The sequence below is a fragment of the Candidatus Methylomirabilota bacterium genome, assembly GCA_035764725.1.
Taxonomy (GTDB): domain Bacteria; phylum Methylomirabilota; class Methylomirabilia; order Rokubacteriales; family CSP1-6; genus DASRWT01.
In genome coordinates this window covers 37,349-61,275 of the sequence record DASTYT010000006.1, presented here as the reverse complement: position 1 = coordinate 61,275, position 23,927 = coordinate 37,349, and the positions used below count along the sequence as shown (strand labels likewise).

11 protein-coding genes are annotated in these 23,927 nt (G+C 72.1%); 6 read left to right on the top strand and 5 right to left on the bottom strand.

What is annotated here, in order from left to right:
* Positions 1 to 19 precede the first annotated feature (19 nt).
* On the top strand, positions 20 to 1,642 hold the full coding sequence (gene groL, locus VFX14_00600; protein HEU5188165.1) for a chaperonin GroEL: 1,623 nt from the start codon (positions 20 to 22) through the stop codon (positions 1,640 to 1,642).
* A 75-nt stretch (positions 1,643 to 1,717) separates the two neighbouring features.
* Here groL and VFX14_00595 read toward each other — a convergent pair whose 3' ends face one another.
* The 3 genes from VFX14_00595 to VFX14_00585 form a co-directional block, all read right to left on the bottom strand.
* A complete protein-coding gene (locus tag VFX14_00595; GenBank protein HEU5188164.1) occupies positions 1,718 to 2,119 on the bottom strand; it encodes a response regulator in 402 nt (133 codons plus the stop codon).
* An 82-nt stretch (positions 2,120 to 2,201) separates the two neighbouring features.
* Positions 2,202 to 2,834 (bottom strand): response regulator, encoded by a 633-nt coding sequence (locus tag VFX14_00590; GenBank protein HEU5188163.1) that lies wholly within the window; start codon positions 2,832 to 2,834, stop codon positions 2,202 to 2,204.
* Positions 2,831 to 4,168 (bottom strand): ATP-binding protein, encoded by a 1,338-nt coding sequence (locus tag VFX14_00585; GenBank protein ID HEU5188162.1) that lies wholly within the window; start codon positions 4,166 to 4,168, stop codon positions 2,831 to 2,833. The genes VFX14_00590 and VFX14_00585 overlap by 4 nt, the downstream gene beginning before the upstream one ends.
* Positions 4,169 to 4,343: 175 nt before the next feature.
* Here VFX14_00585 and VFX14_00580 point away from each other — a divergent pair, with 175 nt between their 5' ends.
* From VFX14_00580 to VFX14_00560, 5 genes are read left to right on the top strand one after another with little or no spacing between them, the layout of a single operon-like run.
* Complete coding sequence (locus tag VFX14_00580) at positions 4,344 to 11,000, top strand: amino acid adenylation domain-containing protein (GenBank protein ID HEU5188161.1); 6,657 nt, start codon at positions 4,344 to 4,346, stop codon at positions 10,998 to 11,000.
* Positions 10,997 to 16,006, top strand: a complete 5,010-nt coding sequence (locus VFX14_00575) for an amino acid adenylation domain-containing protein (protein HEU5188160.1) — start codon at positions 10,997 to 10,999, stop codon at positions 16,004 to 16,006. Before VFX14_00580 ends, VFX14_00575 begins: the two co-directional genes overlap by 4 nt.
* Positions 16,006 to 20,136: an amino acid adenylation domain-containing protein gene (locus tag VFX14_00570; GenBank protein ID HEU5188159.1), complete on the top strand. Its 4,131-nt coding sequence runs from the start codon at positions 16,006 to 16,008 to the stop codon at positions 20,134 to 20,136. The genes VFX14_00575 and VFX14_00570 overlap by 1 nt, the downstream gene beginning before the upstream one ends.
* Complete coding sequence (locus VFX14_00565; protein ID HEU5188158.1) at positions 20,133 to 20,960, top strand: 4'-phosphopantetheinyl transferase superfamily protein; 828 nt, start codon at positions 20,133 to 20,135, stop codon at positions 20,958 to 20,960. Before VFX14_00570 ends, VFX14_00565 begins: the two co-directional genes overlap by 4 nt.
* Positions 20,957 to 22,762 (top strand): peptide ABC transporter substrate-binding protein, encoded by a 1,806-nt coding sequence (locus VFX14_00560; protein ID HEU5188157.1) that lies wholly within the window; start codon positions 20,957 to 20,959, stop codon positions 22,760 to 22,762. Before VFX14_00565 ends, VFX14_00560 begins: the two co-directional genes overlap by 4 nt.
* Here VFX14_00560 and VFX14_00555 read toward each other — a convergent pair.
* On the bottom strand, positions 22,759 to 22,974 hold the full coding sequence (locus tag VFX14_00555) for an Os1348 family NHLP clan protein (protein HEU5188156.1): 216 nt from the start codon (positions 22,972 to 22,974) through the stop codon (positions 22,759 to 22,761). The genes VFX14_00560 and VFX14_00555 overlap by 4 nt on opposite strands.
* The gene (locus VFX14_00550; GenBank protein ID HEU5188155.1) at positions 22,971 to 23,816 is read right to left on the bottom strand and encodes a hypothetical protein; all 846 of its coding nucleotides are present in this window, start codon (positions 23,814 to 23,816) and stop codon (positions 22,971 to 22,973) included. Before VFX14_00550 ends, VFX14_00555 begins: the two co-directional genes overlap by 4 nt.
* Positions 23,817 to 23,927: the final 111 nt, after the last annotated feature.

Sequence of the window (23,927 nt, the reverse complement as noted above, 5' to 3'; positions counted from 1 at the left end):
ATGCGGGAGGAACATCGAAATGCCCAAGCAGCTCGTCTTCAATGAGGAAGCTCGCGCCGCGCTCCTGCGCGGCGTCAACACCATCGCCCGGACGGTGAGCGTCACGCTGGGCCCCAAGGGCCGCAACGTCGTGATCGACAAGAAGTTCGGCAGCCCCACGATCACCAAGGACGGCGTCACCGTCGCCAAGGAGATCGAGCTCGGGGACAACGCCGAGAACATGGGTGCCCAGATGATCAAGGAGGTCGCCTCCAAGACCTCCGACATCGCGGGTGACGGAACCACCACCGCGACCGTGCTCGCCCAGGCGATCTTCCGCGCGGGCCTGAGGAACGTCACCGCGGGGGCCAACCCCATGGCCCTCCAGCGCGGGATCGATCAGGCGGTGGAGAGCGTGGTGGAGGAGCTGAAGAAGATGTCGAAGTCCACGAAGGACAAAAAGGAGATCGCGCAGGTCGCCACCATCGCCTCCAACAATGACAAGACCATCGGAAACCTCATCGCCGAGGCCATGGAAAAGGTCGGCAAGGATGGCGTCATCACGGTGGAGGAGGCCAAGGCGATGGACACCACCCTCGAGGTCGTCGAGGGGATGCAGTTCGATCGGGGCTACCTCTCCCCCTACTTCGTGACCGATCCGGACCGCATGGAGGCGGTTCTCGAAGACTGCCTCATCCTCATCCACGAGAAAAAGCTCAGCGTCATGAAGGAGATGCTGCCCCTGCTCGAGCAGGTGGCGCACGCGGGCAAGCCCTTCCTCATCATCGCCGAGGACGTCGAGGGCGAGGCCCTGGCCACCCTGGTGGTGAACAAGCTGCGCGGCACGCTCGCCTGCTGCGCGGTCAAGGCGCCCGGCTTCGGCGACCGCCGGAAGGCCATGCTCGAAGACCTCGCCACCGTGACGGGCGGAAAAGCGATCACCGAGGACCTCGGGATCAAGCTCGAGAACCTCAAGCTCGATGACCTGGGGCGGGCCAAGAAGGTGGTCGTCGACAAGGACAAGGCGACGGTGATCGACGGAGGCGGCAAGACCGGGGCGATCGAGGGTCGCATCAAGCAGATCCGGGCGCAGATCGAGGAGACCACCTCGGACTACGACCGCGAGAAGCTCCAGGAGCGACTCGCGAAGCTGGCGGGCGGCGTCGCCATCGTCAAGGTAGGGGCGGCCACGGAAACCGAGATGAAGGAGCGGAAGGCGCGCGTCGAGGACGCCCTCAACGCGACGCGGGCGGCGGTCGAGGAAGGTATCGTGCCCGGCGGAGGCGTCGCGCTGCTCCGGGCCGCGAAGGGTCTCGACGGCCTCAAGCTCTCGGGCGACGAAGCCACCGGGGCCCGCATCGTCCTGCGCGCCCTCGAGGAGCCAATCCGGCAGATCGTCCAGAACGCCGGCCTCGAAGGGTCGGTCGTCGTCGAGAAGGTCAAGGGCTCCAAGGAGACCGCCTTCGGCTTCAACGCCGAGACCAACGAGTATGTCGACATGATCAAGGCCGGGATCATCGATCCCACCAAGGTCGAGCGCGTGGCCCTGCAGAATGCCGCGTCGATTGCGTCCCTGCTCCTGACCACCGAGGCTCTGATCACCGACGCGCGCGAGGAAAAGGCGGCCGCGCCGTCCATGCCGTACGGGGGCGGCGACTTCTAGGCTGGAGCCGACCACCTCAGGGGAACGGCCCTACTGGCCGTTCCCCTCCCCGCTCGCCCCCTCCGCACGGCTTCTTCAGTCGTGCGACGCGATTGCTCCCTGGATGGCTCCGAGGAGCGTCTTCCGGTCGAACGGCTTCGGCAGGTATGCGGCGGCGCCGGACAGCCCGACCCGCTCGCGTGTCGGAGCGTCGTCGATCGCGGTGATGAAGATGACGGGCGCCGCGCTGCCCCGCGCCATCAGCCGCTCCTGCAGCTCGAGCCCCGTCATGCCCACCATGTGGATGTCGATGATCAGGCACGCGCTGCGGCCCCAGGGCGTGGCATCGAGGAAGTCCTCCCCCGACGCGAAGGTCTCCACGGCGTAGCCCGCGGCCTCGATCAGGCGCTGGAGCGCGCGGCGCACGGAAGGGTCGTCATCGACGATCGAGACGAGCGGTACCGCGCAGAGGCTGGATGGGAAGCCGACGCCAGACACTGATCTGATGCTACAGGAGCGTGGCGCGAGCGACATTGGACCTTGGTCACGGGGACTTTGGTCACGGGCGGTCCCGACCCCGTCAGGGGATCGCGGCGAGCACCCCCGCCTCACCGGCCAGCTGGACGAGCTCGGCCAGGGATCCCGCCTGCATCTTGACCATCACCTGCGCGCGATGCACCTTCACGGTCTTCTCGACGACGCCCAGCTCGCGGGCGATCTGCTTGTTCAGCATCCCCGTCACGACCCGCGCGAACACTTCGGCCTCGCGTGGGGTGAGGGCCTTCACGCGATCCCGGATCTCCGCCCGGCGGGCTTGCTCCTTCTCCTCGCGGACCCCCCGGGCGATCCCGCGTCGGATCGCCGCCACCAGCTCGGTGGCCGCGACGGGCTTCGTCAGAAAGTCGACGGCGCCGCCTTTCATCGCCTTCACGCTCTCGCGCACGTCGACGAAGCCGGTGATGAAGACGATGGACAAGAGCCGGCCCGCCGCGGTGAGCGCCTCCTGGAGGTCGAGCCCGGTCAAGCCGGGCATGCGCACGTCGAGCACGAGGCAGCACGGGCCATCGTGGCGACGGCGCGCGAGGAAGGCCTGGACGGAGGCGAACGGCTCGACCTCGAAGCCCGCGCCCGTGAGGAGCCTCGTCAGGCTCTTGCGCACCGAGGCGTCGTCATCGACGACGAACACCATCGAGGCGGGAGACACGCTCGTCATCGTGCGCCTCCAGTGGGCAGGGTGAAGGAGAAGGTCGCGCCACCTTCCGCGTTGTTCCCCGCCTCCAGGCGACCGCCGTGCGCCTCGACGATCTGGCGCGCGATCGTGAGCCCCATGCCCATGCCGGTCGACTTCGTGGAATAGAAGGCCTCGAAGATCTGGCCGAGAGTCGCCGCGTCGAGGCCGGTCCCCGAGTCCCGTACCGCGATCCGCACGCTCCGCGGCCCCCCGCGGGCGGTCTCGAGGAGGAGTCGCCGGCCGCCTCGATCCGCGTCAGCCATCGCGTCCAGCGCATTCAAGAGCAGGTTCAGGACCACCTGCTGGAGCTGAACGCGATCCCCCCAGACGGGCGGCAAGTCGGGCGCCAGATCGAGGCGCACCGACACGTCGCGGACCGCCGCATCGGCACTCACGAGCCGTGCGACCTCCGCGACGATCTCGTTGACGTCGAGCGCGGCAGGTTCCACCGTGCCCTTCGCAAGAAGCCCGCGCAGACGGCGGATCACCTCGACCGCGCGCCGGTCGTCCTTGACGATGTCCTGCAGGATCTCGCGAAGCCCCTCGAGCCGAGGCGCCGGGCCCTCGAGGAGCTGCTCGGCGGCCTCCGCATTGCTCAGGATGGCGGTCAGGGGCTGATTGAGCTCGTGGGCGAGCGTGGTGGTCAGGGCCCCGACCGTCGCGACGCGCCCGGTATGGGCGAGCTCCCCGCGGAGACGCTGCCCTTCCATCTCTCCACGGCGGCGCGACAGGGCATTGACGAACACCTCGCCGAGCAAGCGGAGCCGCTGGACGAAGTCATCTCGCCAGGCTCGCTCGCGCCGCAGTGTGCTGAACGCCACGGCGCCCATCACGACGCCCTCGACGATCAGCGGCACCGCGACATGGGACATGATGCCGAGCGCGCGGAGCGTGCGCCGATCCACAGCCGCCGGGCCGTCCGGGAGCTCGTCGAGGCGGGAGAATCGCACCACCTCGCCCCGCTGAAGGCGCCCCAGGATCCAGGGCAGCTCCTCGAACCCGAGGCTCGACGGTTGACGATCCACGCCCTCGGCGACCCACGCGTGGGTGATCCGGGCGGTTCGCTCGTCCGTCGAGTACTCGGCGAAGCTACCCCAGTCGACCCCGAGGAAGTCGGCGATGTGGCGCAGCGCCCTCTCGATCTCACGATCCACGTCGGCGGCGGAGACACGGCTGAACGTGGCGGTGTGATCTGTGAGCAAGGTTTCGAAGCGAAGCCGCTCGCCGAGGGATCGCTCCGCCCGCCTCCGGCCCGCCCGCTCTCGCAGGAACCCGGCACCGAGCAGGAGCAGTGACACAAGGACGACGCGCCGCATCCACTCGGCACTCTAGCTCTGCGCCCGGCGCCCGGCAAGCCTCGCTGTCGGCACGCTTGACAGTCTTCACAGCGCAAGACCTACATGGGCGAAAATGCGATGGATTCTCGCCGTTTGCCTGCGGGTTGACCTTGGCATGCCGATTTCATTAGATAGTCGCCACCACGGTTGACCTATGACGGCATCGCCACGATCCTGCCCCGGCCCCGACGGGAGACCGACCAACCCGTTCGTTCCGTTCCCGCGGGCGGCTCTCGAGGGCTCGCTCACGGCGCGATTCGCCGAGCAGGTCGCCCGCCACCCCGGCCGCCTCGCCCTGACGATGGGCGCGGAGCGACTGACCTATGAGGCCCTCGATCAGGCCGCCAACCGCGTCGCGCACGCCGTGCTCGACCGGCTCGGCGGGGGCAACGAGCCGGTGGTCTTGCTCCTGCCGCAGAGCGTGGGTCAGGTCACCGCGGTGCTCGGCGCGCTCAAGGCAGGCGCGATCTACGTGCCGCTGGATCCCACGCACCCCGAGGCGCGGCTCGCCGACGCCATCGGTGATGCGGAGGCGCGGCTCGTGCTGACGCTGGCCGCGCACGCGGACCTCGCGCGCCGGGCGGCGCCCCGGGCGGAGGTGCTGGCGCTCGACGCCCGCGGCGCGCTCGGCGCCGACACGCCTCCGACGGTGGACGTCGCGCCGGACGCGGGCGCGTACATTTTCTACACCTCCGGCTCGACCGGCCGGCCCAAGGGCGTGGTCGACACGCATCGCAACGTGCTGCACAACATCATGCGCTACACGAACACGCTGCACCTCTGCGCGGACGATCGCCTCACGCTGCTGCAGGGGCCGACCTTCAGCGGGGCGGTCTCGAGCTTGTTCGGCGCCCTGCTGAACGGCGCCGCCGTCTTCCCCTTCGACGTGGCGCGCGACGGCGGGCAGCGCATCGCCGAATGGCTCGCCGCCGAGGCCATCACCATCTATCACTCGGTGCCCGCGCTCTTCCGCCTGGCGGCCGGCTCCGGGCGCCCTCTGCCTGCCCTCCGCGTGGTCCGACTCGAGGGCGATCGCGCGACCCCGAGCGACCTCGCCTTGTTCCGTGAGCGCTTCGGGCCTGACTGCGTGCTCGTCAACGGGCTCGGGGCGACGGAGTGCGGCCTCGTGCGCCAGTTCTTCTTTGCCGCGCGCGAGCCCGTTCCCGAGGGCGTGGTGCCGATCGGCGCTCCGGTGGAGGACATGGAGGTCGTGCTGCTCGACGAGGGCGGCCGCCCGGTCGCGGCCGGCGAGACGGGCGAGATCGCAGTGCGCAGCGCGTACCTCGCCATGGGCTACTGGAAGCAACCCGCGCTCACCGCGGCACGCTTCGTCGCGGAGCCCGGCCGGCCGGACACGCGCCTGTATCGGACCGGCGATCTCGGCCGTCTCCGCGCGGACGGGATGCTCGAGATGCTCGGTCGGCGCGACGGGCATAGCAAGGTGCGCGGGCAACGGGTCGAGGTCGCGGAGGTGGAGGCCGCGCTGCTCGCCCTTTCCGGGGTAGCCGAGGCGGTCGTGCTCGTACGCGAGGACGAGCCGGGCGCGGCGCGGCTCGTCGCCTACCTGGTCCCGCAGCTTACCCGGACCCTCAACGCGAGCGAGCTCCGACGCGCCCTCGCGCCACGGCTCCCCGACGTGATGGTGCCCTCCGCCTTGATCGTCCTCGATCGCCTACCCGTGGACGGCAATGGCAAGATCGACCGCCGCGCCCTGCCTCTACCTCTCGCGGGCCGCGCCGAGTCCGGCCCGACGACGCGGCTGGCCCCCCGGACGCCCCGGGAAAACGAGATCGCCCGGGTGTGGGCCGCCGTGCTCGGCGTCGACGACGTGGGGGTCGAGGACGACTTCTTCGATCTCGGAGGCAACTCGCTGCTCGCTGCCCTCGTGCTTGCCCGCGTCCGCACGGCGTGGGACGTCGATATCTCGCTGCCCGCTTTCATCGAGCGCCCCACCGTCGCCGGGCTCGCCCACGCGATCGAGAGCGCGCCGCGCGACGTGACGCTGCGGCCCGCCGTCGCCCCCATCCCCCGCTTGCCTCGCTCCGGGACGGGCGATCTCTTCCCGGCCTCGTTCGCCCAGGAGCGGCTCTGGTTCCTCGATCAGCTGGATCCCGGGCGCTCCGACTACAACATTGCGACCGGCTGGCGCATCACCGGCCCCCTCGACGCGGGCGCGCTGGCCCACGCGCTCGAGTGGCTCACCGAGCGGCACGAGATCCTGCGCACGTCGCTGGTCGGCCGTGACGGACGCGCGTGGCAGAGCGTGGCGCCCCGTCTGAGCGTCCCGTTCGAGGCCACGGATCTCGAGCCGCTCGATGCCGCCGCGCGCGAGCTCGAGGCGGACCGGCTCACCGCCGAGGAGGCCCACCGCCACTTCGACCTCGAGCACGGGCCCCTCTGGCGCTGCCGCCTCCTGCGCTTCGGTGCCGAGCAACACGTCCTCCTCGCCACGATGCACCACATCATGAGCGATGGGTGGTCGATGGATGTGTTCGCGCGAGAGCTCTCCGCGGGCTATCGCGCCGCCCTGGCCGGGCGCCGCCCCACGGCGCCACCGCTCGCCATCCAGTACGCCGACTATTCGGCGTGGCAGCGGGAGCGGATGGAGGGGGGCGCCCTCGAGCCGCTTCTCACCCACTGGCGCGCGCGCCTGGCCGGCGCACCGCCCTCGCTTGCCCTCGCCACGGACCATCCGCGGCCCGCGCGGCCGCGCGGCCGCGGCAGGCGACTGCCGTTCGCGCTGTCCCCGGGTGTGGCGGCGGCGCTGCGTGCGCTGGCCCGGCGCGAGGGCGCCACGCTGTTCATGACCCTCCTCGCCGGCTTTTCGCTGCTCCTGCACCGGCGCACGGCCCAGACCGATCTTCTCATCGGCGCCCCGATGGCCAGCCGTTCGAGACCGGAGACCGAAGGCCTCATCGGTCTGTTCCTCGACACCCTCGTGCTCAGGGTGGATTGCGCGAACCGGCCGACCTTCCGGGAGCTCCTCGCGCGAGTGCGGGCCACTGCGTTCGACGCCTACGCCCATCAGGAGCTGCCGTTCGAGAAGCTCGTCGAGGCGCTGCGGCCGAACCGCGGCGGGCCCACCGCGCCCATCGTGACCGCCTTCATCAATCTGCACAATCAGCCCGCCTCGCCGCTCCGGCTCGATCGGCTCTCCCTCACGCCGATGGGACTCTTCGGCGGGGGGGCGAAGTTCGACCTCAACCTGGGCCTCGACGAGTCAGCGGCGGGAATCAGCGGCTCGCTCACGTACGACACGGACCTCTTCGAGCCCGAGACCATGACCGCCTTGCTCGCCCAGTTCGCGTCAGTGCTCGAGCATGCCGCCGCCGACCCTGACCGCCGGCTCGACGAGATCTCGCTGGTGCCCGCGCCCGAGCGCGCGACGCTCGTCGCCCGCGGTCGCGGTCCCCACGCGCCGGCTCCGCGGGCGCCCAGCGTGCCCGCCCTCGTCGAAGCCCAGGGCATGCGTACCCCCGAGGCGATCGCGGTGGTACAGGGCGAGGCATCCCTCACCTACGCGGCGCTCGTCGCGCGCGCCCAGCATCTCGCGCGGCTCCTCCGCGCCCGCGGCGCCGGACCCGGCCGGCCGGTGGGCGTGTGTCTCGGGCGCTCTCCCGACCTGGTGGCGGCGCTCCTCGGCGTGATGCGTGCGGGCGCGCCCTACGTGGCCCTGGACCCCGACGAGCCGGCGACCCGCCTCGGTCACATCCTCCAGACCGTCGATGCGTGCTGTGTCCTGACCCGATCCGATCTGGAGTCCCGCTGCACGAGCCAGGGACATCCCACGCTCTGCCTCGACCGGGACGCGATGCCGGGGACCGGCGACGACGGCGCGTCACTCCCGCGTCCGGGGCTCGATGACCTGGCCTATGTCGCGTTCACGTCGGGCTCGAGCGGCGTCCCGAAGGGCGTACCGATCGTCCACCGGGCCGTGCTGAGCTATCTCGAGTTCCTCACGGAGACGTTCGGGCTGCGATCCACCGACGTGGTCCTCCAGCTCGCGCGCGCGTCCTTCGACGCCTCGGTGCGCGAGTTCTTCGCCCCCCTCGCCGTGGGCGCGCGCGTCGTGCTATTGCGGGACGGCGAGGCCGCGGACCCGGAGGCCATCCTCGAGCGGCTGCGAGCCCACGAGGCGACCGCGCTGCTCGCGCTTGTCCCGTCGGTGCTGCGGCCCCTCACCGGCGCCGCCGAGGATCGCGGGCTCGCCGCGTCCACCTTGCGGCTCGTGCTGACCACGGGCGAGCCGCTCCTGTACGACGACGTGCGCCGCGCGATACGGCATCTCTGCCCGCATGCGGCCTTCGTCAACCAGTACGGGCCTACCGAGTGTACGATGACCTGCACGTTCCATCGTGTCGACACGGCCCCCGAGGCCGAGGGCGCGGTGCCGATCGGACGGCCCATCGCCGGCGTGTCGGCGCTCATCCTCGATGCGGCGCTCGGCCCCGTGCCGGCCGGCGTGCCCGGCGAGCTCTACATCGGCGGCGTCGGCGTGGCATCGGGCTACATGGGCGATCCCGCCCTCAGCGCGGCGCGCTTCGTGGCCGATCCTCACGCGGCCGGCGGCCGGCTCTACAAGACCGGCGACCTCGCGCGGGCCCGTGCCGACGGCACGCTCGACTTCCTGGGGCGCATCGATCGACAGATCAAGATCCGCGGCATCCGCACCGAGCCCGGCGAGGCGGAAAGCGTGCTGCGTCAGCACCCCGCCGTCCGCGAGGTCGCGGTGTTGCCGTGGGAGCCCCACCCCGGCGATCAGCGCCTCGCCGCCTACGTGGTGGCGCACGGCGCCGCGGCGGTCGACCGCGCGGCCCTCCGGCAATTCGCGCGTCAGCTCCTCCCCGCTCATCTGGTGCCCGCGGCGTTCGTGCCCATGTCCGCGCTGCCCCTCACCGCCAATCGCAAGCTGGACCGCGACGCGCTTCCCGCGCCGGGGCCCGATGATGCCGTCGGCGCACCCGCCCATGTGGCGGCCCGCACGCCCCTCGAGGCCATGCTGGTCGAGATCTGGTCGGACGTGCTGGGAGCCGCCCGGATCGGCATCCTCGACGACTTCTTCGATCTCGGCGGCCATTCGCTCCTCGCCGCCCGGCTGGTGGCGCGCCTGCGCGACCGTCTCGGTGTCGAGATCCCGCTCCGCCAGATCTTCGACAACTCGACCATCGCCGACCTGGCCCTCGCCCTGCTCGAGATCGAGGCCAGCCCCGAGGGGCTCGGCGGGGCAGGCGAGCGCGGGGACCGCGACGACGAGGCGGACGCACCATCCGCGGACGAGGCCTCGACGCTCCGCGACCTCCTCGAGGCACACGCGCGCCACGCGCCGACCGCGGCGGCGATCGTCGCGCCGGGGCGGACGCCTCTCTCGTATCGGGACCTGCTGGCCCACGTCGACGATACGGCGCAGCGACTCGCTGGAGCGGGGCTGGGTGGCCGCGCGCGCATCGCGATCGTGGCGCCGCAGGGACCGGAGGCGGCGGTCGCGATCCTCGCGGTGGCAGCGGCGGCGGTGTGCGTGCCGTTGAATCCCGCGGCGCCCCCGCCCGAAATCGAGGCGATCCTCGCGACCACGCCGCTCGACGCCCTCCTCGCCCCCGCCGGTGCTCCCGCCCTCGGGGTGGCGCGCCGGCGAGGGCTGCCCGCGATCGCGATCCAGAGCGCGTCGGCGGGGCCTGCGGGCGCCATCGCGCTGGACCTGCCCCTGCCCGCCACGGGGGCCGCTCCGGCCGCACGGGGCCACGACGACATCGCCCTGGTGCTCCTGACGTCCGGCACCACCGCGCGGCCGAAGCGGGTGCCCTTGAGCCACCGCCAGATCCTCGCCTCCGCACGGGGGCACCGGCAGGCGCTGGCGCTTCGGCCCGGCGACCGCTGCCTCGACCTCATGCCACTCTTCCACGTCAACGGCCTCATGATGCTCATCGCCTCACTCGGGGCCGGATCCGCCGTGGTGTGCCCGCCGCGCTTCGAGGCAGCCCACGTCTTCGCATGGCTCGACGAGACCCGCCCGACCTGGGTGAATGGCACGCCGACCGTCCATCAAGGCATACTCGGCCAGGCCGCCCTGGAGCGGGGGAGCGCCGCCCCGATTGCCGCGCGCGTCGGCCTCCGCTTCGTCCGCTCCGCCTCGTCCGCGCTGCCTCCGCGGCTGCGCGAGGAGATGGAGCGGCTCTTCGCCGCGCCCGTCATCGAGAGCTACGGCCAGACCGAGACGGCCACCCTCGTGGCGGTGACGCCGCTGGCACGGGGCGCCGGCAAGACGGGATCCGCGGGGGTGAGCGCGGGCCCCGAGATCGCGATCATCGATCCCGACGGCCGCCCGCTTGCCCCGGGGAGCCGCGGCGAGATCCTCGTGCGTGGGGTCAACGTCATGGCTGGCTACGAGGACGATCCCGGGACCACCACGGCGAGCTTTCACGACGGCTGGTATCGCACCGGCGACCTCGGCCACCTCGACGCGGACGGCTTTCTCTTCATCACGGGCCGGCTCAAGGAGATCATCAACCGCGGCGGCGAGAAGGTCGCGCCGCGCGAGGTCGAGGAGATCCTGCTTGCCCATCCGGCAGTGCGCGAAGCGGTGACCTTCGGCGTCCCGCACCGCACGCTCGGCGAGGACGTCGCGGCCGCGGTGGTGCTGGTGGACGGCGCCGCGCTGATGCCCACCGACCTGCGCCGGTTCGCCGCCGAGCGCGTGTCGGCGTTCAAGGTGCCGCGGCACATCCTGCTCGTGAGCGAGATCCCCCGCGGGCCCGCCGGCAAGCCGGATCGAGCCGCGCTCGCCCACGCCGTCGCGGCGGAGGTGACGGCATGAGTCTCGCCAGTCGCCCGCCCTCCCCGCTCTCCTTCGCGCAGCAGCAGCTCTGGCTCGTGGACCGCCTGCGCCCCGGCTCGCCCGCTTACAACATGGGCAAGGCGTTCCGCCTCGCCGGCGACTTCGACCTCACCGCGCTCGAGAGCGCGCTCACCGCGATCGTGGCGCGCCACGAGGCTCTGCGCACGACCTTCCACGAGACCGACGGAGAGCCCGTGCAGATGGTCGGGCCACCCAGACCCGTCGAGGTGACGTACGTGGATCTCACGGGCCTGCCCGAAGACGCCCGCGAGGCGGCTCTCGAAGCCCAGCTCACCGCGGAGGCCCGCCGTTCGTTCGACCTCACGTGCGACCTCATGCTGCGGGCCCTCGTCGCGCGGCTGGGTGAACGCGAGCACGCCTTGCTCCTCGTCCTCCACCACATCGCCTCTGACGGTTGGTCCGTGGGCGTGCTCATGCGTGAGCTCGAGGCGCACTACTCGGCGGCGGTCACGGGCGACATCGCCACGCTGCCGCCGCTGCCCGTGCAGTACGCGGATCACGCCGCGTGGCAGCGCGCCCGGCTGGCCGGGCAACGGCTCGCCGACGAGATCAGCTACTGGCGCCAACAGCTGGCGGGAGCGCCGCCTGCCCTCGCGCTGCCCACCGACCACCCGCGCCCCGCCGAGCTGGGCGACGGCGGAAATCAGTGCACGCGACTCCTGCCGTCCGAGCACGTGAGCGTGGTGAGGGCGCTCGCACGGGCCGAGCGCGTGACCCCCTTCGCGGTGCTGCTCGCCGCCTTCCAGGCGCTCCTGCACCGCTACACCGGCGAGACCGATCTCGTCGTGGGAACGGCCAGCGCCTGCCGGATCCTGCGCGAAGTCGAGCCGCTGATCGGCTACTTCGTCAACACGCTGCCCCTACGGATGGCGCTCGACGGCGATCCGACATTCCGGGAGCTCTTGCGTCAAGCGTCGCGCGTGTCCCGCGAGGCCCTGGGGCATCAGGAGCTGCCCTTCGAGCGCCTGGTCGCTGCGCTGGCGCCCGAGCGCCGCCGCGACCGCTCGCCCATCGTGCAGGTCATGCTGGTGCTGCAGGAGGCCGCACTCTCCGGAATGCCTCGCCTCTCCGGGCTCACCGCCACGCCGCTGCGGGCGCGAAACGGGACGGCGAAGTTCGACCTCTCCCTGACGGCGGTGGAAAGCGCGACGGGGCTCCAGCTCATTGCGGACTACAGCACCGACCTCTTCGACGGCGCGACCATCGAGCGGCTGCTCGCCCACTTCACGCGGCTCCTCGAGGGCGCGGTGACCGATCCCGACCGGCGCCTCTCGGAGCTCCCCTTGCTGACCGCCGAGGAGACGGCGCGCCTCGAGTCCTGGAGCGGCGCCTCCGCGGAGACCGCGCCGGCGGAGGCCCCGAAGGCGTGCTTGCACCGCCTCGTCGCAGCGCGCGCGGCGACCTCCCCTGACGCGGTGGCGGTGGTCGCGGGGCGCGACACCCTCACCTACGGGCAGCTCGAGGCTCGGGCGGGCGCGCTCGGGCGCTATCTCCGCGTGCTCGGCGTGGGGCCCGACGTGCCCGTGGGCGTCTGCATGGGCCCGTCGCTCGATCTCCCCGTCGCGCTCTATGCCGTGCTCAAGGCCGGCGGGGCATACCTGCCCCTCGATCCGGCTCTCCCCACGGAGCGCCTGCGCTTCATGCTCGCGGACGCGACCGCGCCGGTGGTGATCACCGACGCCGCGCTGGGCCCGCGGCTCGCCGAGTCCGGCGTCCGCGTGGTCTGCCCCTCCACCGATGCCGAGGAGATTGCGCGGACAGCGGCCGAGGCGCTCGAGCCCGACGCCGAGCCCGAGGCGCTCGCCTACATCCTCTATACGTCCGGCTCCACCGGCCGTCCCAAGGGCGTGATGATCCCCCATCGCGCCATCGTGAACCACATGCGCTGGATGGCAGACACGCTCCCCCTCACCGAGGCCGATGCCGTCCTCCAGCGCACCCCGATCGGCTTCGACGCATCGGTCTGGGAGTTCTGGGCGCCGCTGCTGGCGGGCGCGCGCCTGGTCATCGGCCCCGCGGGAGCTCATCGCGACCCCGGCGAGCTCGCACGCGTCCTCGCCGAGCAGGAGATCACCGTGCTGCAGCTCGTACCGTCGCTGCTGCGCGCGCTCTTGGACGAGCCCGGGCTCGATGGGGCGCGCGTGCTGCGCCGGGTGTGCTGCGGCGGCGAGGCCCTGACCGGCGAGCTGGCCGAGCGGTGTCTCGCGCGCCTGCCGGTGGAGCTGATCAATCTCTACGGCCCGACCGAGGCGACGATCGACGCAACGTGGTGGCGCTGCGGGGGCGGCGAGACCAGCGTTCCCATCGGCCGGCCCATCGCGGGCATGCGCGCGTGGGTGCTCGACGCGTCGGGACAGCCGGTGCCTCCGGGCGTGGCCGGCGAGCTTCATCTCGGCGGCGTGGGGCTCGCGCGCGGCTATCTCAACCGCCCGGAGCTGACGGCGGAGCGCTTCGTGCCGGACCCCCGCAGCCCCGAGTCGGGGGCGCGGCTCTACCGGACGGGCGATCGCGCCCGGTGGCGCGCCGACGGCGTCCTCGAGTACCTCGGCCGTCTCGATCATCAGGTCAAGCTCCGTGGCATGCGGGTTGAGCTCGGCGAAGTGGAGGCGGTGCTCGCGGGGCATCCCGCGGTGCGCGAGGCCGTCGTCACCGTCCGCGAGGACGCCGGCGACGGCTATCTCGCCGCCTGGGTCGTGCTCCGGCCCGAGGCCCGGCTCGATCGCGAGACCCTGCGCCACTTCCTCGCCGAGCAGCTGCCGGTGCCGATGATTCCCCGAGCTGTCGTCACGCTGGACGCGCTGCCGCTCACCCCTCACGGTAAGGTCGACCGCGGGGCCCTGCCCGACCCGGGCGAGCACGATCTCCTGCGGACGGCGATGCGCGAGGCGCCCGCCACGCCGCTCGAGCAGGCGCTGGCGCAGATGTGGACCGAGCTGCTGGGCGTGACCGAGATCGGACGCCACGACGACTTCTTCGCGATCGGCGGCCATTCACTGCTCGCCGCCCGCCTCGCCTCGCGGCTGCGCGAGCGGCTCGGCGTCGACGTCCCGCTGCGCCGGATCTTCGAGGCCCCGATCCTGTCCAATCTGGCCGAGGCGATCCTCGAGGGACAGCTGAAGGACGATCCGGCCGCCGAGGGCACACCCACCGCGGATGCGATGCCCGTGGCCGCGCCGACTCTGCGCACCCTGATCGAGGCGCAGGCGCTTCGCGCGCCCGATGCGCCGGCCATCACCGCGCCCGGCGCGGCGCCGCTCTGCTACCGCGATCTCCTCACCCAGGTGGACGAGGTCCTCGCGGTGCTCGCGACGTGGGGGCTCGGACGAGGCGACCGGATCGCCCTGATCATGCCGCAGGGCCCGCAGCTGGCCGTCGCCTTCGTCGCGGTGGCGCTCGGAGCCACCGCGGTACCGCTGAATCCCGCGTATCGCGAGCCGGAGCTCGAGCGGTATCTCACCACGGCCCGGGTGGGCGCGGTCATGGTGCCCGCCGGGGCCGCCCCCGCCGCCCGTGTCGTGGCCGCGCGCCTCGGCCTGCCGCTGCTGGAGGTCGAGCCGCGACCCGGGGGGGCCGGTCGCTTCGCGCTGGGACCTCACCTCCCCGCGACGCCAAGTCCCGTCAACAGTCCGCGCCCGGACGACGTCGCGCTCGCCATCCACACGTCGGGCACCACCGCGCGGCCCAAGGTGGTCCCGCTCACTCACGCCAACATGGCCGCCGCGATCCAGGGCTTCGTGCAGACCTATGCGCTGCGCCCGAACGATCGCGCCCTCGGCGTGATGCCACTGTTCCATGTCCAGGGCCTGATGGTCGTGCTGACCTCGCTGGCCGCCGGCGCGAGCGTGATCTGCACCCCCGCGTTCGATCCCACCGCCGTCTTCGACTGGATGGAGGCGACGCGGCCCACCTGGTACTCGGCGGTGCCGACGATTCATCAGGCCATCGTGGCCGAAGCCCCGCAGCACCCGCACGTGGTGGCGGGGCACGCGCTGCGCTTCATCCGCTCCTCGGCGGCGCCGCTCCCTCCGGCCCTCATGGCCGAGCTCGAGCGTCGGCTCGGCGTGCCCGTGATCGAGGGCTACGGGCAGTCCGAGTCCTGCATGCTCGTCACCTCGAATCCCCTCCCGCCGGGCGAGCGGCGGGCCGGCTCGGTGGGGCGCCCCGTCACCGGGGAGGTCGCCATCGTCGACGAGGACGGCGGCGCGACGCGAACGGGCGAGGTCGGCGAGATCCAGGTGCGCGGCAAGACGGTGATGACGGGATACGAGAACGATTCCGCCGCCAATGCGGCCGCCTTCCGGGACGGCTGGTATCGGACCGGCGATCTCGGCCGCTTCGATGCCGACGGCTATCTCTACGTGACCGGCCGCATCAAGGAGATGATCAACCGCGGCGGCGAGAAGATCTCGCCGCGCGAGGTGGACGACGTGCTCGTCGCGCACCCCGCGGTGGCGCGCGCCGTCACCTTCTCCGTCCCGCACCCGACCCTCGGCGAGGACGTGGCCGCTGCGCTCGTCTTGCGACCGGGCTCGTGCGCGACCGAGGCGGACATCCGGCGCTTCGTGAGTGATCGCCTTGCGGCGTTCAAGGTGCCCCGTCAGCTCGCCTTCGTGGATTCGATTCCCCTCGGCGCCACCGGCAAGCCCGAGCGCCGGGAGCTGGCCGCCGCCCTCAGCCGCCCGGAGACGCCGACGGGGTCCGGGTCCGCCGCACCCGCGCTCACCGCCATCGAAGCCCAGGTGGCCAAGGTCTGGAGCGGCGTGCTCGGTCGCCCGGTCGGCGTGGCCGACGATTTCGTGGCGCTGGGCGGCGACTCGTTGCAGGCGGCGGTCGCGGCGGCGCACATGGCCGATGCGCTGGGCGTCACCGTGCCGCTGAACCAGTTCCTCGAGGCACCTACCGTCGCCGCGGTGGCGGCCCACATCGCAGCGCGGCTGGGGCCCTCCGCCGGGGCTTCGGGCTGATGGCCGAGCGGGCGCCACGCCGGGCGTCGACGCTGACACCCGAGGAGCGCCAGCGTCTCGAGGCCAAGCTGCTCGCGGGCGCGCCGGGCACGCGGAGCGCGCTGCCGCGCCGGGATCCCGCGGCGCCGGTGCCGCTCTCCGCACCCCAGCAGCGCCTGTGGTTCCTGCACCAGCTCGTGCCGGACAGCGCGGTGTACCACATCCCGCTGGCGGCGCGGCTCCGCGGCCGCCTCGACGTGGAGGCGCTGCGCCGGAGCTTCGAGGTGGTCGTCCATCGCCACGAGGCGCTCCGCACCGGCATCGTCGTCGAGGACGGGGAGCCGCGTCAGCGCATCACCTCCGTCGGGGCGTTCGCGCTGCCCGTGGACCCGTGGCCCGACGGCGACGACGCGGCGCTCGAGCGCGCGGCCGTCCGCGAGGGGAGCCAGGTCTTCGACCTCGCGCGCGGGCCGCTGATCCGCTCGCGGCTCTTCCGCCGGAGCGACGACGAGCACCTCCTCGTCGTCACGCTTCACCACCTGATCTCCGACGGATGGTCGATGGGCGTGCTGGCCCGCGAGCTCGAGACCGCCTATGCCGCGCTCCGCGCGGGCCGGGCGCCCACGCTGCCGCCCCTTCCCCTGCAGTACGGTGACTACGCGGTGTGGCAGCGCGACCGCCTCGGCGGCGCGGAACTCCAGGCGCAGCTCGCGTACTGGACGGAGCGGCTCGCCGGCGCGCCGGCGGCGCTCACGATGCCCATGGACCGGCCGCGGCCGGCGGTCCAGAGCTTCGTGGGAGGCGTCGTCGCGATCACGGTGAGCCGTGACGTCACCGAGGGGCTCCGCGCGCTCGCGCGGCGGCAAGGCGCCACCCTCTACATGACGCTCCTCGCGGCTTTCCAGGTGCTCCTGGCGCGTCACGCCGGGCAGGACGAGGTCCTGATCGGGTCGCCGATCGCCGGCCGCCCCCGCACCGAGCTCGAGGGGCTGATCGGCTTCTTCGCCAACACCGTGGTGCTGCGCGGCGAGCTCGCGGGGGATCCGACCTTCTGCGAGCTGCTCCGGCGCACCCGAGACACCGCGCTGGGCGCCTTCGCCAACGCCGAGGTTCCCTTCGAGCGGCTGGTGGAGACGCTCCGCCCAGCGCGCGATGCGAGCCGCAATCCCGTCTTCCAGGCCATCCTGGCGCTGCAGAACGCGCCCCGTACTCCTCTCGCCCTCGCCGGCCTCGAGATCACGCCGTTCCACCTCGACCAGGGCACGGCCAAGGTCGACTACTCGCTGATCCTCGTCGAGGCGCCCGAGGGGCTTCGGGGCACCCTCGAGTACTGCTCCGCGCTCTTCGACCGCGCCACTGCGGAGGACCTGGTCGCCCAATTCGGGCGGCTGCTCCAGGAGATCGCCCGCGACGCCGATCGCCCCCTCTCGCAGCTGCCGCTCCTCGGTGAAGCCGAGCGTCACCGTGTCCTGGTGGAGTGGAACGCCACGCGCTCACCGTACCCGGCCGACCGGTCGCTCCCGGCGCTCTTCGCCGAGCACGTCGCCCGGACGCCCGACGCGGTGGCGGTCACGGATGGCGCGCGGACAATCACGTACGTGGAGCTGGAACGACGCGCCCGCCGCCTGGCGCGCCGGCTGCGAGACCTCGGGATGGGCCGCGGCGCGCGCGTCGGCGTGTGCTGCGACCGCTCCATCGAGCTGGCGGTCGCGCTGCTCGGCGTGCTGACCGCGGGCGGCGTCTATGTGCCCCTCGATCCCTCCCACCCCGCGGAGCGCCGCACCGCGCTGCTCGACGACGCGGGCGCGGTCGCCGTGGTGACCGCGGGAGCGGGACGCGGCGACGCCCGCCCCGAGGTGCGGCTGGAATCGTCCGATGGCGAGGGGCTCGAGGCGCCGACCGCGGAGGGGCTACCGCTCGGAGGGGCGGACCTCGCCTACGTGATGTACACCTCGGGCTCCACGGGCGCCCCCAAGGGCGTGGCGGTGCCGCATCGCGCGATCGCGCGCCTGGTGCGCGACACCGACTACGTCCGGCTCGGCCCCGACGACGTGGTGGCGCACGTCTCCAACCCCGCGTTCGACGCCGCCACCTTCGAGATCTGGGGCGCGCTGCTGAACGGGGCCCGGCTCGTCCTGATCCCGCCCGACACCGCGCTGGCCCCGCGGGCCCTCGCCGGCGCGCTCGCGCGCGAGGGCGTGACCACGCTCTTCCTCACCACATCGCTCTTCAACCAGGTGGCGCGGGAAGCGCCAGATGCCTTCCGGCCGCTGCGGCAGGTCCTTTTCGGCGGGGAGATAGCTGAGCCCCGGTGGGTGCGCGCGGTGCTGCAGGCCGCGCCGCCCGCGCGGCTGATCAATGCCTACGGGCCCACCGAGACCACCACCTTCGCCACGTGGCACGAGGTGCGCGAGGTGGCCGAGGGCGCCTCGACAGTGCCGATCGGCCGGCCCATCGCGAATACCGAGCTCTACATCCTCGACGACCGGCGCGAGCCTGTGCCGGTGGGGGTGGTCGGAGAGATCTACATCGGCGGCCCCGGGCTCGCCGACGGCTATCTGGGTCGACCCGAGCTCACCGCCGAGCGCTTCGTGCCGCATCCGTTCGACGCCACGCCGGGCGCGCGGCTCTATCGTACCGGTGATCGGGCGCGATTCCGGGCCGACGGCGTGGTCGAGTTTTTGGGTCGCCTCGACCGTCAGGTCAAGCTGCGCGGCCATCGTATCGAGCCGGACGAGATCGAGGCAGCGCTCCTCCGACTCCCCGAGGTGGGCGACGCCGTCGTGGTGATGGAGGGCGAGGACTCCGACGCGCACCGCCTGGTCGCCTACGTCGCGCCCGCGCCCGGCGCGAGCCCGCGGCCGACCGAGATCCGTAGCGCGCTGCGCCTCACCTTGCCCGCGTTCATGGTGCCCGGCGCCGTCGTCGTGCTGCCCGCGCTCCCGCTGACACCGAACGGCAAGCTGGATCGCGCCGCGCTCCCCGCCCCGGATCCGGAAGGAGCGCGTGAGCCGGCGCATCGGGTGAAGCCCAGCAACGCCACGGAGCGGACGCTCGTCGACCTCTGGGAGGAGCTGCTGGGCGTCACCGGGATCGGGGTGCGCGACAGCTTCTTCGATCTCGGAGGCCACTCCCTCCTCGCCGCGCGGATGATGGCGGCCGTCGAGCGCGAGTGGGGCCGTCGGGTGCCGCTCACCACGCTCTTCACCGGCCCCACCATCGAGCATCTTGCCCGGGCCCTCGACGACGAGGTCGCGACGTCGGAGCCTCCGGTGGTCGCTCTGAATCCCGCCGGCGCGCACCCTCCTCTCTTTTTCTGCCACGGAGTCTTCAACGGAGGCGGATTCTTCACTCGCGCGCTCGCGGAAGCGGCGGGCTTGGAGCAGCCGTTCTACGCGGTGCACCCCCACAGCCTCCAGGGAAAGGCGATACCCGACACCATCGAAGCGATGGCGGCAACTCATCTCTCCGACATCCTGGCGGTTCGGCCGAGGGGGCCGTACCTGCTCGGCGGGCACTGCAACGGCGCGCTGGTAGCGCTCGAGATCGCCCGCCTCCTGCGCGGGCGCGGCGCGGAAGTGCCGCTCGTCGTCATGCTCGATGCCGTCGCTCCCACCCGGGTCGTGCGTGTGCTGGGTGCGCTCGCGCGGGCCGTCGATGCCGTGCTGCGTGTGCCAGCAGCGAATCGCGACGACCGGCTGATCCGCTGGCGCATACGAGCGCAAGACGTCGCGGTCTGGCTCCGCTACTATCGCGGGCGGCTGGATACCGCCGGTGGGCGCGGGCCGGTCGGGTGGTTGCGTGGCCTGGCCGTGATCGTGCGGAAGAAAATCGTTACCAGGGGCCGACGCTCGGACGTCGCCGCGTCCCTCGATGGCGCGCCCGACCCGCCGCCGCGGACGCCCAGCCCCCTCGCCGCGCACTACAAGCGCGCCGTCCTCCGTCACATCCCCGGGCCCTACCGCGGCCGCATCGTCGTCCTCCGCTCCGCGGACGCGGAGGATCCACGCCCTGATTTCGGCTGGTCGTCCATCTGCTCGCGGGTGACGACCTACACCGTGCCCGGGGGTCATCTCAGCGCGATCACCCACCACGTGCGCGCGACGGCGGAGCGACTCCGCGCCTGCCTCGAGCAGGCGTCGCGCACATGAGCGTGCCGCTCCACTGGGTACGGCCCGACGCGCCGCCGGTTCTCGCGCTCGACGAGGTGCACGTGTGGCGCTTCGACCTCGACGAGATGATCCCCGACGGGCTGGCGCTGGAGCGGCGGCTGTCCGCCGAGGAGCGCGAGCGGGCGGGCCGGTTCCGCTTCACGCGCGACCGCGAGCGCTACCTGGCGGGCCGGGCCGGGCTGCGCGGCATCCTCGCCGGCTATGCCGGCGCCCGGCCCGAGACGCTGCGCTTCGTGCGCGCGCCCCACGGCAAGCCCGCGCTGCTCGCCGCGCCCGAGGGCCTCGAGTTCAACCTCACCCACGCCGACTGGTGCGCGGTGGTGGCGGTGGCGCAGGGCCGACGCGTGGGCGTGGACGTCGAGGGCATTCGTCTCGGCCACAGCGGCATGGACGTGGCGCGGCGCTTCTTCGCCCACGCCGAGGTGGACACGCTCCTCGCCGCGCCGCCCGAGGAGCGGGCCGCGACCTTCGTGCGCTGCTGGACGCGGAAGGAAGCGTACGTGAAGGCGCGCGGCGACGGGCTGTCGCTCTCGCTCCAGCACTTCGAGGTCCCGCTCGCCACCGGGGCGACGCGCGCGCTGGTCTCCTCGCTGGAAGATCCCGCGGAGGTGGAGCGCTGGAGCCTCTGCGAGCTGGTCCCGGCTCCCTGTCATCTGGGCGCGCTTGTGGTCGAGGGCGAGCGCTTCGATCTGCGCGCCTGGGAGTGGACGCCCGCGGAGCGGGACATTTCGGCGCCTCTTGACTCCGGCCCGCAGCCACGCTATCCAGATCGGACCACCCTCATGAGGAGCCCTCGGGAATGAGCATCGAGAAGAGCCTTCGCCGGATGGTCCGCGACGTCGAGCGGGGGCGCCTCTCCCGCCGGGTTTTCGTCCACACTCTCGTGGGGATGGGACTCACCGCCCCCATGGCGGCTCAGCTGCTCGCCACGAGCCCGGCACTGGCGCAGCGAGCCGCCCACGCCCAGGCCAAGGACTTCGTGCCGACCCGGCGCGGCGGCGGGGGGGAGCTCCGCGTCCTCATGTGGGACGCGCCGACCCTGCTCCACCCCCACTTCACCAGCGCGCTCCGCGACGTGACCGCGAGCCGGCTCTTCTACGAGCCGCTGGCCGCCCCGGCGCCGGACGGGACGTTCACGCCGGTCCTCGCGTCCGAGCTGCCCTCGCTCGAGAAGGGCACGGTGGCCAAGGACGGCCGCTGGGTGATCTGGAAGCTCAAGCGCGGGGTGACCTGGCACGACGGCGCCCCGTTCACCGCGGACGACGTCATCTTCAACTGGCAGTTCGCCAGCGACGCCGCGACCGGCTCGGTCAGCCGAGAGGGGTATCTGGAGATCTCCAAGATCGACAAGATCGACTCGCACCAGGTGAAGGTCAACTTCGGCAAGCCCCAGCCCTTCTGGCAGGGCTTCTTCACCGGCGAAGGGCTGCTGCCCCGGCACGTCTTCGAGTCCACCAAGGGCGCGGGCGCGCGGGAGGCCATCGGCATGATCCGCCCGGTGGGCACCGGGCCCTACAAGCTGGTCGAGTTCCGGCCCGGCGACGTGATCCGCGCGGAGATCAACCCCAACTACTACGTCCCGAACCGGCCGTTCTTCGACCGCATCGAGATCAAGTGCGGCGGCGACGCCGCCGGGGCCGCGCGGGCGGTGATGCAGACCGGCGAGTACGACTTCGCCTACTACATCCTCCTCGAAGAGGAGGTGCTGAAGCGGATCGAGCTGGGTGGCAAGGGTCGGGTGATGACGATCCCGTCGAGCGGGGTCAGCCACATCCAGCTCAACCAGACCGATCCGTGGACCGAGGTCGACGGCGAGCGCTCTGCCCTCAAGGCGCCGCATCCCTTCCTGAGCGACCCCGTGATGCGCACCGCGGTGGGCCTGCTTGTGGACCGCCAGGCCATCCAGGACAACCTGGTCGGGCGCACCGGCCAGATCGCGGTGAACATCCTGAACACCCCCGACCGCTTCCGATCCTCCAACAACACGTGGGAGTTCAGCGTCGACAAGGCCAACATGATCCTCGACCGAGCGGGCTGGGCGCGCGGCGCCGACGGCGTGCGGATGAAGGACGGCAAGCGGCTGCGCCTGGTGTTCCAGGCCACCGCGCACGCCCTCACCCAGAAGGTGCAGGCGGTGGTGAAGCAAGCGGCGGCGCGGGCCGGGGTGGAGGTCGAGATCAAGGCCATCCCGTCCCAGATCTTCTTCTCCAGCGACATGGCGAATCCGGACAACCGCACCCGCTTCCTCGCCGACATGCAGACCTACGCGACGTTCGCGAGCCTCGACCCCCAGGGCTTCATGGGGCAGTTCTGCTCGTGGCTCATCCCCACCAAGGAGAACAAGTGGACGGGCCGGAACGTCAGCCGCTGGCGGAACGCGGAGTACGACACGCTGTGGCGGAAGGCCGAGCACGAGATGGATCCGGTGAAGCGCGCGGCGATGTTCATCCGAATGAACGACCTCGTGATCCAGAGCGGCGTCATCATCCCGATCACGTGGCGCAACGTGCTCCACGCCGCCGCGAACAACCTCATGGGCATCGAGCCCAACTCGTGGGACTCGATCTTCGCCAGCATCCCCTACTGGTACCGCAACTCCGTTTAGTGCCCGCCCAGGCGCGGGATCGACACCAGCAGGTGGAGTGACCCGCCCAGCTCGTTGAGGCGCCGGACGTCCCAGCGCACGAAAGCGTCCCGCTCCTCGTCGGTGAGATCGGCGCGGCCGAGCGCCGCCGCCGGCTCCCGCGTGAAGCGCGCGCGGAACGCCGCATCCTTCTTGAGGCGATACAGCACCACGTTCACGTCGTAGCGGCTCACGCGACGTCCCACTGGAGCGCGGCGAGGTCGATGCGTCCCATCTCCCCGAAGAAGCGCACCCGCGCCCGCGCGGGCGACACCGCGCCGACCAGCACGAGCCAGTTCAAGAGCTCGTGGGAGCCCGTCTCGTGAAGCTCCTTGATGGGGAGCTGGCGCAGCGCCTCGTGGTCCCCTGCCTCGAGCGCGGCAATCACCCGTCGATCGAACGCGGGATCAGAGGTGCCGACGCGGGCCACCGAGAGCGCGGGAAAGTGGCTGAGCCCGCCGGTGGCGATCATCGCCACGCGCCACGGCCCGTCCGCGATCACTCGGCCGATGTGCCGGCCCACCGCGACGCAGCGGCGCGCGGTGGGCTGCGGCGCCACGAAGCAGTTCACCCACACCGGTACCAGCGGCGGCACCGGCGCCTCGCCGCAGAGCACGCTCACCGGACTCAGGAACGCGTGGTCGAGCGGCGCCGACCATGAGGCGGCGAAGTCGATGCCCGCTTCCATCCCCTCCTCGAGGACACGATTGGCGAGGTCTTCGTGGAGGGGGTAGCGCTCGGGCAGTCCGTCGAGGGCGCGATCGAACTCGATGGCGTCCTCTTGCACCATGCGCTCCACCCTGCGCCCGATGCGCACACAGAAGGCGGGGACCGCGTCGAACGAGAACACGTTCAGGTGGTCGTCGGCCACCACCACGAGGGCGTCCGGACGCGCGGCGAGCATCTCGCGCCCCATGACCCGCACCACCTCGATGAGCTCTTCCACCATCGCGCGACCGCGGGGGCCCACGTTCTTGCCGTAGTAGTCGGGGGCCAGCACGTGCGACATGGCCGCGGCGTAGACGATGCGTCCCATGGAGACGAACCCTACCGGGGCCAAGCGACCGAGTCAAACCGGCATCGCGTCACACCCCATTGCTAAGTGCCCGCGTCATCAGCGCTGCGCCGAGCGTGCCGGCGTGGCACG